Genomic DNA, 15035 nt, shown 5'->3' with positions numbered 1-15035 from the left:
TGCAAAGGGTTGGGTGGGATTGTCGCGGAGTCCCAGCAGCAAAGGCTGGGGCTGCCGCCGGACGGCACAGTTGACCTCACCCCCATGGACTCGCTGCTCACTGGCTCGGTCCGTACCCTGGCCCAAGCGGTCTCGAGCCTGACCGATCCTGCGACCGAGGGCCCCTTGCGCGGCGGTTTCACTCCTTGTGCGCGAGCGCCCGCGCTTTCAGGCATAATGCTGGTTGTGCGCCGCAGCAATGCGGCGCTTCGTTCATCCCCTCTGACCTTTTCAGGCGCGGTGCCCAACGGGCACCCCCGGGCCGCAAGCCCGGTGTCTTGAGTCCCGGTTGGCGGCGATGCCGTCGCAATCCACCGACTCGAGGCCTGAGGCCCGCACCTCCCGTGCAGGCCCCTGCCCCCTGACCTGCGACTTTTTCCAAGAACGCCCGGCGTCGGTGCCAGCGTTGTGCCTGTCTTGCCGTGGCTTTGGGCCACCGGGGCAGGTCTTGCCTTGAAAAGAACTGACATGACTTTCGAATCCCTGGGCCTGAACGCTGCCCTCCAAAAAGCCATCACCGAAGCCGGCTACGCCGAGCCCACCGAGGTCCAAGCCCGTGCCATTCCCGCTGCGCTGGAAGGCCGTGACCTGATGGTGTCCTCGTCCACCGGCAGCGGCAAGACGGCAGCCTTCGTGCTGCCGGCCCTGGAAGGCATCCTGGCTGCACGTGGCGACAACACCAAGCGTCGCGAAAAAGGCAGGGTCTACGGCCCGCGCGTGGTCGTGCTGACGCCCACCCGCGAGCTGGCCATGCAGGTCTCCAAGGCCTGCGTCACCTACGGCCGCCATGTGCAGGGCCTGCGTGTGGCCACCATCGTGGGCGGCGTGCCTTACGCGGCACAGCTCAAGGCCCTGCGTGGCCCGCTGGACATCCTGATCGCCACCCCCGGCCGACTGCTCGACCACCTGGGCACCGGCGCGGCCGTGCTCGAGAACGTGCAGATGCTGGTGCTCGATGAAGCCGATCGCATGCTGGACATGGGCTTCATCGACGACATCCGCGCCATCGCCGAGACCATCTCGTCCGACCGCCAGACGCTGATGTTCAGCGCCACCTTCGCCGGCCATGTGGGCGGCCTGGCGCAGCAGCTCACCCGCGAGCCGCGGCGCATCGACGTGGCGTTGCACACCGACACGCACGCCAACATCGAGCAGCGCCTGCACTGGGCCGACAGCCTGAGCCACAAGAACGCCCTGCTCGACCACATCCTGACCACACGCGAGCTGGACCAGGCCGTGGTGTTCACGAGCACCCAGCGTGACGCCGACATCCTGGCCGACCGCCTGGGCGAACTGGGCCACGCCGTGGCCGCGCTGCACGGGGGCATGCCGCAAGGCCGCCGCAACCGCGTGCTGCAGGGCCTGCGCCAGCGCCAGCTGCGCGTGCTGGTGGCCACCGACGTGGCCGCGCGCGGCATCGACGTGCCCACCATCACCCACGTGATCAACTACGGGCTGCCGATGAAGGCCGAGGACTACGTGCACCGCATCGGCCGCACCGGCCGCGCCGGTCGCGACGGCCTGGCCATCACCCTGGCCGAGCGCCGCGACACCGGCATGATCCGCCGCATCGAGCGCTTCACCACGCAGCGCATCGAGGCCGCCACCATCGCCGGCCTGGAGCCCAAGGCGCCGCCGCCGGTGGAGCGCAAGAAGCCCGAGGGCTGGAAGCCTGGCATGGGCAAGGCCGGCTTCAAGCCGCGCGGTGACCGCCGTGGCGAGTTCGCCCCGCGCGACGTTGCGCCGCGCGAGCGTGCCCCCTTCGAGGGCCGCCATGGGCGTGACGACGGCGGCCGGGGCCACCCGGGTGAGCGCCGTGGGTTCAATGAAGCCCGTGGCAGCTTTGCTGACAAGAAGCCCTGGGGCGAGAAGAAGGCCTGGGGCGAAAAGAAATCGTTCGGCGACAAGCCGGCCGGCGGCAAGCCCTTCGGCACCAAGCCGCAAGGTGCGAAGCCCGTTGGCAGCAAACCCTTTGGCGGCAAACCCTTCGGTGCCAAGCCCCAGGGTGGCAAGCCCTTCGGCAAGCGCCGCGATTACTGATGGAATAGCGGGTGGCGCATGGCTTCGTCCATGCGCAACACCGGGCTCACACAACAGTCGGCCGCCTCGAACGCGGCCGTCCACTCGGCCTGGCTGCGTGTGGCAAACACCGCAGCCACGGCCTCGCGCAGGGCCATCGCGTCCTCACCACCCACAGCCTGGCCCAGTGACCAATGGCGCTCACCCCACTCCGGGTGGCCCAGCACCTCGCAGGCCGCGCGCCAGAACTTCAGCTCCAGCGCCCCCACCGCCATCCAGCGCCCATCGCCCGTGCGATAGACGTTGTAGCAGGGCACACCGCCGGTGAGCAGGTCCTGCCCAGGCGCCGGCGAACGCCCCGAGGCTTCCACGGCCAGCCGCGCCAGCAGGTTGTGCTCGTGCACCACATGGGTCATCGACACATCCACATGCCGGCCGCGGCCCGTGCGCTGGGCCGACAGCAGGGCCGCCAGGATGCCCGACACCGCTGCCTGGGTACCGCCAAATAGATCCCCGATCTGGAAATTGGGAATGGCCAGCTCACCCTCGCGCGTGGCGATCTGGTCCAGCACGCCGGCGTAGCCGATGTAGTTGAGGTCGTGCCCCGCCTTGCGCGCAAAGGGCCCGGTCTGTCCATAGCCACTGATGGAGGCCATCACCAGCCGTGGGTTGGCCGCCTGGAGCACCGGCCAGCCCACGCCGAGCTTGTCCATCACCCCAGGGCGGAAGCCCTCCACCAGCACGTCCGCATCGCGCGCCAGGGCCAGCAGTTCCTCGCGGCCGGCTGGCTGCGCCAGATCGATGCGATGCAAGCGCTTGCCCTCGTTGAGCAGACGGAAGAAGAGGCTGGGGCGCCCCAGGGCCACATCTTCGGCCGAGCGCATCATCGCGCGGGCATCGTCACCTGAGCCGGGCGCTTCGATCTTCAGGACATCGGCGCCCAGGCGTCGCAGATGCAGCGTGGCGAAGGGACCGGGCAGCAGCCGGGTGAGATCGAGCACTCGCACGCCCACCAGGGGCAGATCGTCGGCCGCCTCGCTCACTCGAAACGGCCCTCGCGCAGCCATTTGGTGGCGACCCATTTTTCACCGGCCAGCACAGGCGCGCCCCCGTGCAGGGTCTGGGTGGACGGGTGCGGCAGCGCGTAGCTGAAGAACACCGCACTGCCCTTGACCGGGTTCACCGAGAGCTTCACGTCGGGGAAGGTGGTGGCGCCGCCGGCCTCGGGCGTGTTGAGGTACATCACGAGTGTGCCCACACGCTGGCCGCCACGCTTGAGGATCGTGGGAGTGCCCGGCTGGGCCGGGTCGAAGTAGTCGTAGTGCGGCTTGTATTCGGCCCCCGGACGGTAGCGCAGCACCTGCAGTCCTTCGCCGTTCTCCACCGGCCAGTTCAGGAGCCGCGCGATGCGCCGCTCGATGCGATCGCACAAGGGGAATTCGCCGCGCTGGAAGAACATGCCGTCGCTGGTGCGTGCGGCGTTGACTTCGCTGGTGCCGGTGTCGGTCTTCACCGTGAGCGAACGCTCCAGCCGCGTGGCCGCCAAGGCCATCAGCTCATCACATTCCTGGTGGCTGAGGACGTTGGCCAACACCACCACGCGGGGCTGCTCGAGGCTGAAGACCACCTGCACCTGGGCGTCGCCGAGGTCGATGACATTGGGCTCACCATGCAGCAAGGGGGCAGGCACGGGCTTGTCATAGAGCGCCGCCGTGCCGCGTTCGTAGATGGCCTCGGGGTCGATGCCCCGATCGGCCAGGAACTTCTCGAGCGTCTGCTCCAGCGCCTGCAGGGCCACGTCCTCCTGCCATCCACTGGCCGTCATGGACTTCAGCACGGCCTCCGGGCCGTGCCCGGCTGTCACCTGCTCGGTGATCCACTGTCGCAGTTCCGGGGTGATCGTCTGGCTCATGGCGGCCCCCTTGTTCCTCATGCGCTTCATTGTGCTACGGCTGCTCCCGTCGACGGAAGACCAGCCGGTCGCGCTCGGACGCGCCCGGGTCAAAGGCGTAGCCCTCGCGGTTGAAGCCCTGGAGTTGTTCGGGCAGGAGTGCCTGCGTTTCGATCGCATGACGCACCATGAGCCCGCGCGCACGCTTTGCATGAAAACTGATGATCTTCCACGCACCGCCCTTCCAGTCCTCGAAGACGCAATGCACCACGCGGGCTCTGAGCGTCTTGAGATCCACCGCCTTGAAATACTCCTCGGAGGCGAGGTTGACCACCACAGGCGACGCATCGGCCTGGAGGCGTCTGTTGAGGTAGTCGGCAATGCGCGACCCCCAGTACGCGTACAAGTCCTTGCCACGCGGGGTGGCCAGGCGTGTCCCCATCTCCAGCCGGTAGGGTTGCAGACGGTCCAGCGGTCGCAACGCCCCATACAGCCCACTGAGGATCACCACATGCTCCTGCGCCCAGTCGAGCTGTTCGGGCTTGAGCGTGCGAGCCTCCAGCCCCTCATAGACATCGCCGTTGAAGGCCAGCACGGCCTGCTTGGAATTGGCCGCCGTGAAGCGGGGCGACCAGGCCGCGTAGCGCCCGACGTTCAGCGTGGCCAGCGCGTCGCTGATCGACATCAGCTGGGCGATTTCTGCCGGCGTCTTCTGGCGCAGGTGGTCGATGAGCTCGGCAGCCTCGTCCACGAAAACAGGGCGGGTGTGGGTGGCCACATGGGCCGGGGTGTCGTAGTCGAGCGACTTGGCAGGCGACAGCAGGAACAGCATCGGGCAAACGGCAAGGGCGTAAAGTGGAGAAGGTTACCAGCCTGCTCGTGATCCAGATGACGGCCCCGAATACTTGTCCCTGCGGCACCGGCCGCGCCTACGCCCACTGCTGCGGCCGCTGGCATGGTGGCCCCCTGCATCTGCAAGCCCCCGATGCCCAGGCGCTGATGCGATCTCGCTACAGCGCCTATGTCATGGGTTTGCACGACTATCTGCTCGCCACCTGGCATCCAGGCACCCGGCCGACGGCGCTGGAACCCGATCCGCCGGGCCTGCGGTGGCTGGGCCTGGACGTGAGGGGGCATTGGCGCGATGACGCCACCCACGAGCGCGTGGAATTCGTGGCCCGCCACAAGCTGGGTGGACGCGCACACCGTCTTCATGAGCACAGCCGGTTCGTCCGCGAAGAGGGCCGCTGGTATTACGTGGACGGTGATATCGCCTGAGTCGATCGCTCATCGCGCGACGGCGTGGGGTGGACCCGCTCGGCGCACGACAGCTCCAAGACCACGGTGAACACGGTCCCTCGTCCGGGTTCGCTGTCCACGGCCACCTCGCCACCCATCAACGCGACCAACTCGCGCACGATGGCCAGCCCCAGACCTGTCCCCCCGGGCGACGAGCCCGGAGCCTGGGCGAATCGCTCGAACAGGCGGTCCCGCACCGCGGGGTCCACGCCCGGCCCTGTGTCTCGGACACGCAGCACCAGCCGGCACCGACCTGGTCCGGCTGGCTCGGGGGCGTCCAGCTCCAAGGAGACCGACCCTTCTCGCGTGAACTTGATGGCATTGGACAGGAGGTTCGCCACCACCTGCCTCGTGCGCATCGGATCCAGCATCACGGGGTCAGCCCAGGCTTGCTCGCCCACGACGTTCAAGCTCAGCCCCTTGGTCTGAGCGGCCGGTCGGAACTCATCGGCCAACTCACGCACCAGGCGTTGCACGCTCACCGGCGACTCGTGCAGTGTGATCTTGTGGGCTTCGAGTTTGGCGGCGTCCAGCAGGTTGTTGAGCAACTCCACCAGGCGATCGGCCGACCGCCCCATGGCTTCGACCAAGCGCTGGGCCTTCGGGCTGAGCGGCTCATGCCGCAGCAGCGACAAGCCTCCGGAAATGCCGGCCAGCGGCGTGCGCACCTCGTGCCCCATTTCGGCAAGAAAATCGGCCTTGGCCGCGGTGGCAGCGCGGGCCGCATCGCGCTCGGCCTGCAGCTGGCGCTCCACCACGCGGCGCGCCTGCACATGCTGCTGGAGGCGGCGATTGAAGACCAGGCTGACCCCCAGCCCAATGACGAACACCACCAGCAGCGGCACCCCGACCCCCAACACCTGCGACCAGCTCAGCCCGGCGTGGAACTCGGTGCGCAGCCAGGTGTTGGCCAGCGCAGCGCGTTCGTTCTCGGGGATGGCATCCAGCCCGCGACGCAGGGCTTCGGCCAGTTCGGGGCGGTCGCTGCGCACGGCGAAGTAGAGTTCACTGGGACGCCCCTCCACGGTGCCCGACACCTGCAACTGCCCAAGGAAGCGGCGCTTGATCAGGCTGGCCGCCACTTCGAGGTTGGTGATCATCGCGTCGGCCTCGCCCCGCGCGACGGCGAGCATGGCCGCCTCAACCGTGTCCACCTCGACCAGGCGCACGGCCGGCGCCTCGCGCTGGATCACCGGGATCAGGTAGTGCGCACGGTCGATGGCCAGCGTGCGTCCCGACAGCGACGCCACATTCGGCCAGCCCCCGTCCAGCCGGCTCACCAGCACCGAAGGTGCCGAGTAATACGGCCCCACGAAGCTCGCGAACTCCAAACGCGGCCCGGTGCGGACGGTGGACAGCATCACGTCGATCCGGCGTTCGCGCACCCCCGAAAGGCCCTGTTCGAACGTGCGCTGAGCTTCCAGGCGATAACGCAGCCCGGCATTGTCGGCCGCGCGCCGGAAGAGCTCGATCGCAAAACCGGCGGGCTCACCATCGTCACCCAGGGCATTGATGGGCCCAAAGCCCTGGTCGAAGCCCACACGCAGCTCACCGCGTTCGGCCAGCTTGCGCCTCAGCGCCTCGTCCACGGCGGGCGCACGCTCTGGCGTCAGCGCCAGGTAGCGTGGCTGCCAGGCCGCGACGAGCTGGTCCATCCAGCCCGGGTCGATGGCACGCAGCGCCTCATTCAGGGCTGCGTGCAGCGGCGCCGCCGTTCGTGGCACGCCGAAGTGCAACTGGCCCTGACCGAGCACCACCCGGCGCAGAACCTGCAGGTTGTCGATGCGCTCGACCTCGATCACCCGGTGGGCGGGGGCCAGCGCACCCAGGTAGACATCGGCCTGCCCCTCGGCCACAGCCCGGATCGCCGCTCGCGTGTCATCCACCTCCACCAGCCCCACACCTGGGTGGCGGGTCAGCAGATACTCGTGCGCCGCATAGCCACGCTCCACCGCCACACGCCGTCCGCCGAAGTCATGGGTTTCAGAAAAGTCGGTCACGCCACGCCGCCCGATATAGGCCATGGGCAGCTGCACATAGCTGTCGGTGAACAACAGTTCCGCTTCGCGCTGCGGGGACCGGGCCAGCGAGGGCAGAACGTCGACCTCGCCCGCGCGGGCCGCTGCCATCACCGAGGGGAAATCGCGGAAGGTCCGCACCTGCACCGACATCTGCAGCATGCGCGCCAACGCCTGGGTCAGCTCGCCGGACAGCCCGGTGTAGCGTCCGTCGCCGTCCACCCAGTCGATGGGCTGCCAGTCCTGCACCACCCCCACGCGCAGTGCGCTGCGACCGTCACGCCAGGCGATGAACTCAGGCGGGGGCGACACCCGCGGCAGCGTCTGCAACTCGGGCAGCGGTTGGGTCTGCGCATGAAGCGCAGGTGAGACGGCCGCCAGCGCAGCCAGGCTGATCCACTGAACGTAACGACCCAGACCGGAAAGCCAGCCGCGGGGCGCAAAAGCCCTCGCGAGCACATCCTGAACACCAACTGCCCAGTGAGCCAGGCCGGCCATGCGGCATCCCCTGCAGATCGAAGGTGGGCCCGCCATCCTGTCATGCAGCGGGTCTTGCGTGAAACCATTGTGCAGCCCGACGCCTCGCTGCACCATGGTCTGCGACCCGCGGCGTGCGCATCACGCGCAAGGTCAGCGAGGACTTTGTCACAAATTGGCACAATTCGCCGCATGCCCCTGGATTCCGACGCCTGCAAGGTCCTGCACCTCGACGATCACCTGGTGGCGATGGACAAACCGGCCGGACTGCTCGTGCACCGCTCGCCCATTGCCCGTGCAGACACCCGCTTTGCCGTGCAGATGCTGCGCGACCACCTGGGCTGCACCGTCTACCCCGTGCACCGTCTGGACCGCGGCACCTCGGGCGTGCTGCTGATGGCCCTCGATCCCGACACGGCGCAGGCGCTGTCGCGCCAGTTCGAGGCCCATGCCGTGCGCAAGCACTACCTCGCGCTGGTGCGCGGCTGGCCTGCAGCGCACGGCGAGATCGACCATCCCCTGCGCCGCATCGACGAGGGGGCCCCGCGCCACGACCGCGGCCGTGCCACCGACGCCCAGCCGGCGCTGACCTGCTTCCGTCGGCTGGCCCGGCTGGAGTGCGACAGTCCGCTGCCGCCCCACCCCACCGCCCGCTATGCCCTGGTGGCCGCCGAACCCCGCAGTGGCCGGCAGCATCAGATCCGCCGCCATTTCAAGCACCTGAGCCACCCGCTCATCGGCGACGCCACCTACGGCAAGGGCGACCACAACCGGTGGTGGGCGGCTCGACTGGGCGTGGCCCGACTCTGGCTGCACGCCGCCGCCCTGCACCTGACACACCCGGTGACCGGCGAGCCCCTGACCTTGCGGGCCCCAGCGGGTCCCGAGTGGCGCACCCTGCGCGCCGACCCGGGCTGGGTGGAAGACGATGAAACGGCCCTGGACAGTCTGCTGGGCCGCTGAGACCCCTTCAATCCAGTCCCAGCAAGCCCCTCGCCAGCTGATGCACGCGCTGGCCGGGCTGCGCGAGCGTCTCCACCACGCTCAGGTGGTGTGTGTGCGGGATGGCCTCGCACACCGGCACAGCCTTTGGGCCCCAGCGATCCCGGATGAGCTGGTTCTGGCGCAGAAACTCCTCGCTTTCCTGCGCGCCCACGGTGGCCAGCAAGGGCACCGACGGCGCCGGGAAATAGGCCGGGCTCAGACGGGCCACGGACTGCGGCGTCAACAGCAGGTCCGATTTCAGGAAAGGGGTGTGACGAACGGGATCGAGGTCGAACACCCCTGAGATCGCGAGCGCCCCCTTGACCAGATCCGCCGGCAGTCCTGCCTCCACCTGGCGCCAGCGACACGACACCATCATCGCCGCCAGATGCCCGCCCGCCGAATGCCCGGCCACGATGATGCGGTTCGGGTCGCCCCCATGATCTGCCGCGTGCTGCCAGGTCCACACCAGGGCACGCACCATCTGCATCACGATGATCTCGATCGTCACACGAGGGCACAGGTCGTAGTTGGGGACCACCACGCAGGCCCCTGCGTCCACGAAAGCCGGGGCGATGAAGGAGTGGTCCGCCTTGTCCAGCGAACGCCACCAGCCGCCATGGATGAACACCAGCACCGGCGCACCGGGTTGGCGGGCCGGAAAGACGTCCAGCGTCTGCGCCGCCCCCGGGCCGTAGGCACAATCCAGCACGGGCGACAGACGCGCGCGCGCCTGGGCCGAGTCGCTCGCCCAGCGGGCGAAGATCTCCGCATGCTCTGGAATCCGGGCGCGGTTGTTGTACTGAACATCGAGCCACTGCGGGTCGTAGGCGGGGGTCATGCACATGCTCCTTGCGAGGGTTTGCGTCGGGTCGTGGTCAGCTTTCTATACTGACCGGCTGCTTTGCACCAGAGGAGCACCGCCATGAACATCACCGTGCTGGGCATCGGCCTGATGGGCCTGCCCATGGCCCAGCGCCTGCGCGAGGCCGGATTCGCCGTCACGGCCTGGAACCGCACGGTCGAGAAAGCCATGCGCCTGGCCTCGCACGGCGCGCGTGTCGCACACACGGCGGCGCAGGCCGTGCGCGAGGCCGACGTGGTGATCACCATGCTGGAGAACGGCGACGCTGTCGAGGCCGTGCTCTTCGGTCAGGGCGTGGCCCAGGTGCTCAAGCCCGGCACCCTCGTGATCGACATGAGCTCGATCAAGCCGGCCCAGGCCCGCGACCACGCCCGACGCCTGGCCGAACAGGGCTGCGCGCACCTCGACGCCCCCGTCTCGGGCGGCACCGTGGGGGCCGAGGCTGGCACGCTGGCCATCATGGCCGGCGGCGACGCCGCCGATTTCGCGCGCGCCCAGCCCGTGTTCGCCCCGCTGGGCCGCGCCACCCATGTGGGCCCGCACGGCGCCGGGCAACTGGCCAAGCTGGCCAACCAGATGATCGTGGGCATCACCATCGGCGCCGTGAGCGAAGCCTTGCTGCTGGCCGCCAAGGGCGGAGCCGACATGGCCCAGGTGCGCGCCGCCATCCGGGGCGGCTTTGCAGAAAGCCGCATCCTGGACGTGCACGGCCAGCGCATGGTGGACCGCGACTTCGCCAAGCGTGCCGCGATGAGCGTGCAGCTCAAGGACCTGCGCAACGCCCTGGACACGGCTGATGCGCTCGACTTCCAGGCCCCCATCACCAGGCTCTTCGCCGAGCTCTACGCCGACGGCATCGACCACGGCCTCGCCGAGTACGACCATTCCGCCCTTTTCGTCGAGCTCGCCCGGCGCAACGGCATGAAATGATTTGCTAGAATTGCGGGTTACATCGGGCCGATAGCTCAGCTGGGAGAGCGCTGCGTTCGCAATGCAGAGGTCGGGAGTTCGATCCTCCTTCGGTCCACCAAGACGCCAGGCCAACCTCACGGTTGGCCTTTTCTTTGGGTGGTGCCCATGTCGCATCTGCTTGCCGCAGGCACATCGTGTTGCAATGACGTCTGCCGATGAGGTTAACCTGCGGGGTTGATCCTCTTCCCCTCGCACGACCTCTTCGACACCGCCCATGCTGGGACGTCCCAAACCCGTTGTCTTCGACCCTTACGGCCGCCGCCGCTCGCGACGCATCCCTCCCTGGCTGGCCTGGCTGCTCGCTGGTGCCGCGCTGGGCGTGGGCGGCGTTCTTTATGTCCAGTCTGAACACCTGCCACCGCGCCTCACGGCCAGCCAGTCGCAGGCCCTGCGCAGCGACTATGAGACGGCCGAGGCCGAGCGCCAGCGGCTGAGCGCCGAGCTGGCCGACACCACCCAGCGCCTGCAGAAGGCCGAGGCCGAGCGCCAGAAGCTGGCGCTGGACTTGTCGGCCGCGCAGGACACCGTGGCACGGCAGCGCGAAGACTTGCTGGCCTTGGCCGATGCGCTGCCGCCCGACCCGCGCGGAGGGATGGTCGCCGTGCGGGCCGCACGGTTCACCGCCTCGCAAGGCCGACTGACCTACGACGTGGTGCTCACCCGGGACGGCAACCCCCGGCCGATGAACGCGGCGGTCCAGTTCGTGCTGGCCGGGGTGGACGACAAGGGCCTGGAAGGCCGGCGCAGCCTGGAGGCTGTGCCGGTGACGTTGAATCGGGTGGAAAGCCTGCGCGGGCACGTGGCCCTGCCCGAGGGCTTCACCGCCCGCCAGGCCACGGTCCGCATCACGGACCGCAGCGGCGCTCAGTTGCTGGGGACGCGCGTCATGAACGTGCGCTGACCGGCACGCCGGTCTCGGCGCCCTCAGGCTGGCGCCGACGTGCGGATGAGGTGGTCGAAGGCGCTCAGCGCCGCCTTGGAGCCCTCGCCCGCCGCAATGACGATCTGCTTGTAAGGCACGGTCGTCACGTCCCCGGCCGCGAAGATGCCTTCGGCGCTGGTGTGGCACTTGGCGTCGATGATGATCTCGCCGTAGCGCGACAGCTCCACCGCCGAGCCCTTCAGGAACTCGGTGTTGGGCACCAGGCCGATCTGCACGAACACACCCGCCAGCTCGAGGTGATGCTCGGCGCCGCTCACGCGGTCCTTGAAGGTGAGGCCGTTCACCTTCTGGCCGTCGCCGGTGATCTCGGTGGTCTGGGCATTGGTGTGGATGGCGACGTTGGGCAGGCTCTTGAGCTTGTTCACCAGCACGGCATCGGCCTTGAGCTGGTCGGCAAACTCGATCAGCGTGACGTGCTCGACCACGCCCGCCAGGTCGATGGCCGCCTCGACGCCGGAGTTGCCGCCACCGATCACCGCCACCTTCTTGCCTTTGAACAGCGGGCCGTCGCAGTGCGGACAGTAGGCCACACCCTTGGTCTTGTACTGCTCTTCGCCCGGTACGTTCACATTGCGCCAGCGCGCGCCGGTGGCCAGGATCACGGTGCGGCTCTTCAGCTCGGCGCCGTTGGACAAGCGCACGGTGGCCAGACCGCCCTTCTCCTGGGCGGGCTCCACGGATTCGACGCGCTGCAGGTTCATCACGTCCACGTCGTACTCACGCACGTGCTGTTCCAGCGCCGCCGCGAACTTCGGGCCTTCGGTGTGCGGCACCGAGATGTAGTTCTCGATGCCCAGCGTGTCCAGGGTCTGGCCGCCGAAGCGTTCTGCCACAAGCCCCGTGCGGATGCCCTTGCGTGCGGCGTAGATGGCCGCTGCGGCACCGGCCGGCCCTCCCCCGACGATCAGCACGTCGAAGGGTGCCTTCTCGGACAGCTTGGCCGCATCGCGCGCGGCCGCGCCGGTGTCGATCTTGGCCAGGATCTCGCCCACCTCCATGCGGCCGGAGGCGAACTTCTCGCCGTTGAGGAAGACCAGGGGCACGGCCATGATCTGGCGTTCCTCGACCTCCTTCTGGAACAGGCTCCCGTCAATGGCCACGTGGCGGATGCGCGGGTTGAGCACGGCCATGAGGTTCAGGGCCTGCACCACGTCCGGGCAGTTGTGGCAGGTCAGGCTCATCCAGGTCTCGAAGACGAGCTCGGTCTCGGGCTTCAGCGCGCGGATCTGTTCGATCAGCTCGGCCTCAATCTTGGGCGGATGGCCGCCCGCCTGCAGCAGCGCCAGCACCAGCGAAGTGAACTCGTGGCCCATGGGGATGGCGGCAAAACGCACGCCCATGTCTTCACCAGCACGGGTGATCTGAAACGAGGGTCGGCGCGTGTCCTGTCCGTCCAGGCGCAGGCTGATCTTGTCCGACAGGGCGGTGATTTCCTCGAGCAGCTCGCGCATCTCGCCCGATTCGGGGCGCTCGTCCAGCGAGGCGATCAGCTCGATCGGGTGCTGAAGGCGCTCCAGGTAGGCCTTGAGCTGGGCTTGGAGGTTGGCGTCGAGCATGGTGGCTTCCTTCTTCGTATCCATCCGGTGCATTACAGGCGTGGTCGTTCCGACCCCGTTGACAGCACCGAGCGCCACGAGAAGGCAGCGATGCTGTCAGCGAGGCCCGAATTCCGGTGTTCGGCGGGCCTGGGTGGGCAAGGCGCCCACCCGAGGAGCTTCACAGGCCGGCATCACGCCGGCCCTGAGCTTCAACATGGAAGATCGATCAGATCTTGCCGACCAGGTCCAGCGACGGGGCGATGGTCTTGGCGCCCTGTTGCCACTTGGCCGGGCAGACCTGGCCGGGGTTGGCGGCCACGTACTGGGCGGCCTGCAGCTTGCGCAGGGTTTCCTTCACATCGCGGGCGATGGCGTTGTCGTGGATCTCGGCGGTCTTGATCACACCCTCGGGGTTGATGATGAAGGTGCCGCGCAGGGCCAGGCCTTCCTCGGGGATGTGCACGCCGAAGGCGTTGGTCAGGGTGTGGGTGGGGTCGCCCACCAGCGGGAACTTGGCCTTGCCCACGGCGGGGGAGGTTTCATGCCACACCTTGTGCGAGAAGTGCGTGTCGGTGGTGACGATGTAGACCTCGGCACCCAGCGACTTGAAGGTGTCGTAGTGATCGGCGGCGTCTTCCACTTCCGTGGGGCAGTTGAAGGTGAACGCGGCCGGCATGAAGATCAGCACGGACCACTTGCCCTTCAGCGACGCCTCGGTGACCTCGATGAACTTGCCGTTGTGGAAAGCCTGGGCCTTGAACGGCTGGACTTGCGTGTTGATCAGGGACATATGTGCTCCTTGTGAGTCATGAAGGGAAGGGATAACCCGTATGGTAGGTGCATTGCAGCATTTTGCGCATGCAATCAATCAATAGTCTTGATTGTTTACGCCTATTGATAGGCTTTGCACCTTTTTTTGCTCCCATTTGATTCCAACATGCACTGATTGGTTCAGGAATTTCAGGAGCTGGCACCGTTTCGCCAGGGCTTGAGCATCTGCTGCACCCGCACATCGACAGCCTGGCAGGCCTCGCCCGTGAAGAGGGCCGCCAAGGCGTCGAGCAGTGCACGGGTGCGCGCCGGCATGAGCCGCCGCCCGGGGAACACCGCCCAGGCCACGGTGGCGGGCAAACGCCAGTCGGCGAGCAGGGGCTGCAGTTCGCCGCTGCGCACGTAGGGCTCGGCGAAATGGTCGGGCACGGCGGCAATGCCAGCCCCGGCGCGAGCCAGGCGCATCAGGAGTTCGGGGGAGTTGATCGTGGCCCGCCCAGGCGGGATGCCCTCCCAGTGCACCTCGCCACGGGTGAGCACCCAAGGCGCCGGCTCGCCGGTGCGGGTGAGCAGGCGCAGGGCCTCGTGCTCCATCAGGGCCTCCGGCTCGGACGGGTTGCCCTGCCGGGCGATGTAGGCCGGCGAGGCGTACAAGCCCACCGACAGCACGGCCAGTCGGCGCGCTGTCAGTGAGGCATCGTCGGCCAGATCACCCATGCGGATGGCAAGATCGAAGTTCTCGCCAATGAGGTCCACGCGCCGCGGGGTGATGTCCACCTCCAGCGTGATGGCCGGATGGCGGGCAATGAAGTCGGCCAGCAACTGGCTCAGGACGAGGTTGGCGAAGTCTCCAGGCATGGACACCCGCAGACGCCCGCTCGGCTCCACCTGGCGGTGCTGGGCCAGCGAGGCCGCCGCCTCCACCTCGTCGGCCACCTGGCGGGCATGAGCCAGCACGTGGTGGCCGAAGTCCGTAAGGGTGAGCTTGCGCGTGGTGCGCAGCAACAGGCGCTCGCCCAGGTCGGCTTCCAGCGCGGCCAGCCGGCGCGAGACGGTGGACTTGGGCAGACCCACCCGCTCGGCCGCCCGGCTGAAACTGCCCTCGTCGGCCACCCGGGCGAACAGCAGCAGATCATCGGCTTGCAGCTTCATAACGCCTCACTGTTCCAAAAATGGATCAATCTTATCCATTAGATTATCTTCCTCATGCCATTTGGGA

At 68.0% G+C, this 15035-nt stretch carries 13 protein-coding genes and 1 tRNA gene; 6 read left to right on the top strand and 8 right to left on the bottom strand.

The genetic code is table 11. The features are described 5' to 3' along the window. Positions 1-507 precede the first annotated feature (507 nt). Entirely contained in the window at positions 508-2079 is a 1572-nt protein-coding gene (locus C1704_RS05600) for a DEAD/DEAH box helicase (RefSeq protein WP_104301760.1), read from the top strand. On the opposite strand, the gene C1704_RS05595 is transcribed toward C1704_RS05600, so the two are convergent. The 3 genes from C1704_RS05595 to yaaA are packed head-to-tail and all read right to left on the bottom strand — an operon-like array spanning position 2073 to position 4781. After that, positions 2073-3101 (bottom strand): CaiB/BaiF CoA transferase family protein, encoded by a 1029-nt coding sequence (locus C1704_RS05595; protein WP_245876389.1) that lies wholly within the window; start codon positions 3099-3101, stop codon positions 2073-2075. The genes C1704_RS05600 and C1704_RS05595 overlap by 7 nt on opposite strands. Next, a complete protein-coding gene (locus C1704_RS05590; protein WP_104301995.1) occupies positions 3098-3970 on the bottom strand; it encodes a 2OG-Fe(II) oxygenase in 873 nt (290 codons plus the stop codon). The genes C1704_RS05595 and C1704_RS05590 overlap by 4 nt, the downstream gene beginning before the upstream one ends. 34 nt (positions 3971-4004) lie before the next feature. Beyond that, entirely contained in the window at positions 4005-4781 is a 777-nt protein-coding gene (gene yaaA, locus C1704_RS05585) for a peroxide stress protein YaaA (protein ID WP_104301758.1), read from the bottom strand. A 56-nt stretch (positions 4782-4837) separates the two neighbouring features. Here yaaA and C1704_RS05580 point away from each other — a divergent pair, with 56 nt between their 5' ends. After that, the gene (locus C1704_RS05580) at positions 4838-5227 is read left to right on the top strand and encodes a YchJ family protein (RefSeq protein WP_104301994.1); all 390 of its coding nucleotides are present in this window, start codon (positions 4838-4840) and stop codon (positions 5225-5227) included. Here C1704_RS05580 and C1704_RS05575 read toward each other — a convergent pair. Next, entirely contained in the window at positions 5203-7764 is a 2562-nt protein-coding gene (locus C1704_RS05575) for a transporter substrate-binding domain-containing protein (protein WP_170064634.1), read from the bottom strand. The two genes, C1704_RS05580 and C1704_RS05575, sit on opposite strands and share 25 nt — an antisense overlap. A 171-nt stretch (positions 7765-7935) precedes the next feature. Between C1704_RS05575 and C1704_RS05570 the strand changes: the two genes are divergently transcribed. Beyond that, positions 7936-8706, top strand: a complete 771-nt coding sequence (locus C1704_RS05570) for a pseudouridine synthase (RefSeq protein ID WP_104301756.1) — start codon at positions 7936-7938, stop codon at positions 8704-8706. 7 nt (positions 8707-8713) lie between these two features. Here the strand turns inward: C1704_RS05570 and C1704_RS05565 are convergent, their stop codons facing one another. Further along, on the bottom strand, positions 8714-9568 hold the full coding sequence (locus tag C1704_RS05565; RefSeq protein ID WP_104301755.1) for an alpha/beta hydrolase: 855 nt from the start codon (positions 9566-9568) through the stop codon (positions 8714-8716). A gap of 84 nt (positions 9569-9652) precedes the next feature. Between C1704_RS05565 and C1704_RS05560 the strand changes: the two genes are divergently transcribed. From C1704_RS05560 to C1704_RS05550, 3 genes are all read left to right on the top strand, one after another. Further along, complete coding sequence (locus tag C1704_RS05560) at positions 9653-10522, top strand: NAD(P)-dependent oxidoreductase (RefSeq protein WP_104301754.1); 870 nt, start codon at positions 9653-9655, stop codon at positions 10520-10522. Positions 10523-10546: 24 nt separating this feature from the next. Continuing rightward, positions 10547-10622 (top strand) — tRNA-Ala (locus C1704_RS05555). A gap of 156 nt (positions 10623-10778) precedes the next feature. Further along, positions 10779-11465 carry a hypothetical protein gene (locus C1704_RS05550; RefSeq protein WP_104301753.1) on the top strand — a complete coding sequence of 229 codons (687 nt, stop codon included), beginning with the start codon at positions 10779-10781 and terminating at the stop codon, positions 11463-11465. Between the two features lie 23 nt (positions 11466-11488). Here C1704_RS05550 and ahpF read toward each other — a convergent pair whose 3' ends face one another. The 3 genes from ahpF to C1704_RS05535 form a co-directional block, all read right to left on the bottom strand. Further along, complete coding sequence (ahpF, locus tag C1704_RS05545) at positions 11489-13063, bottom strand: alkyl hydroperoxide reductase subunit F (RefSeq protein ID WP_104301993.1); 1575 nt, start codon at positions 13061-13063, stop codon at positions 11489-11491. A 208-nt stretch (positions 13064-13271) separates the two neighbouring features. Beyond that, positions 13272-13835: an alkyl hydroperoxide reductase subunit C gene (gene ahpC, locus C1704_RS05540; RefSeq protein ID WP_104301752.1), complete on the bottom strand. Its 564-nt coding sequence runs from the start codon at positions 13833-13835 to the stop codon at positions 13272-13274. Positions 13836-14005: 170 nt separating this feature from the next. After that, positions 14006-14968, bottom strand: a complete 963-nt coding sequence (locus tag C1704_RS05535; protein WP_104301751.1) for a LysR family transcriptional regulator — start codon at positions 14966-14968, stop codon at positions 14006-14008. Positions 14969-15035 lie beyond the last annotated feature (67 nt).

The sequence above is a fragment of the Caldimonas caldifontis genome (genome assembly GCF_002930615.1).
GTDB lineage: Bacteria > Pseudomonadota > Gammaproteobacteria > Burkholderiales > Burkholderiaceae_C > Caldimonas > Caldimonas caldifontis.
The sequence above is the reverse complement of the archived record's forward strand: the minus strand, read 5'-3'. Positions and strand labels throughout refer to the sequence as shown.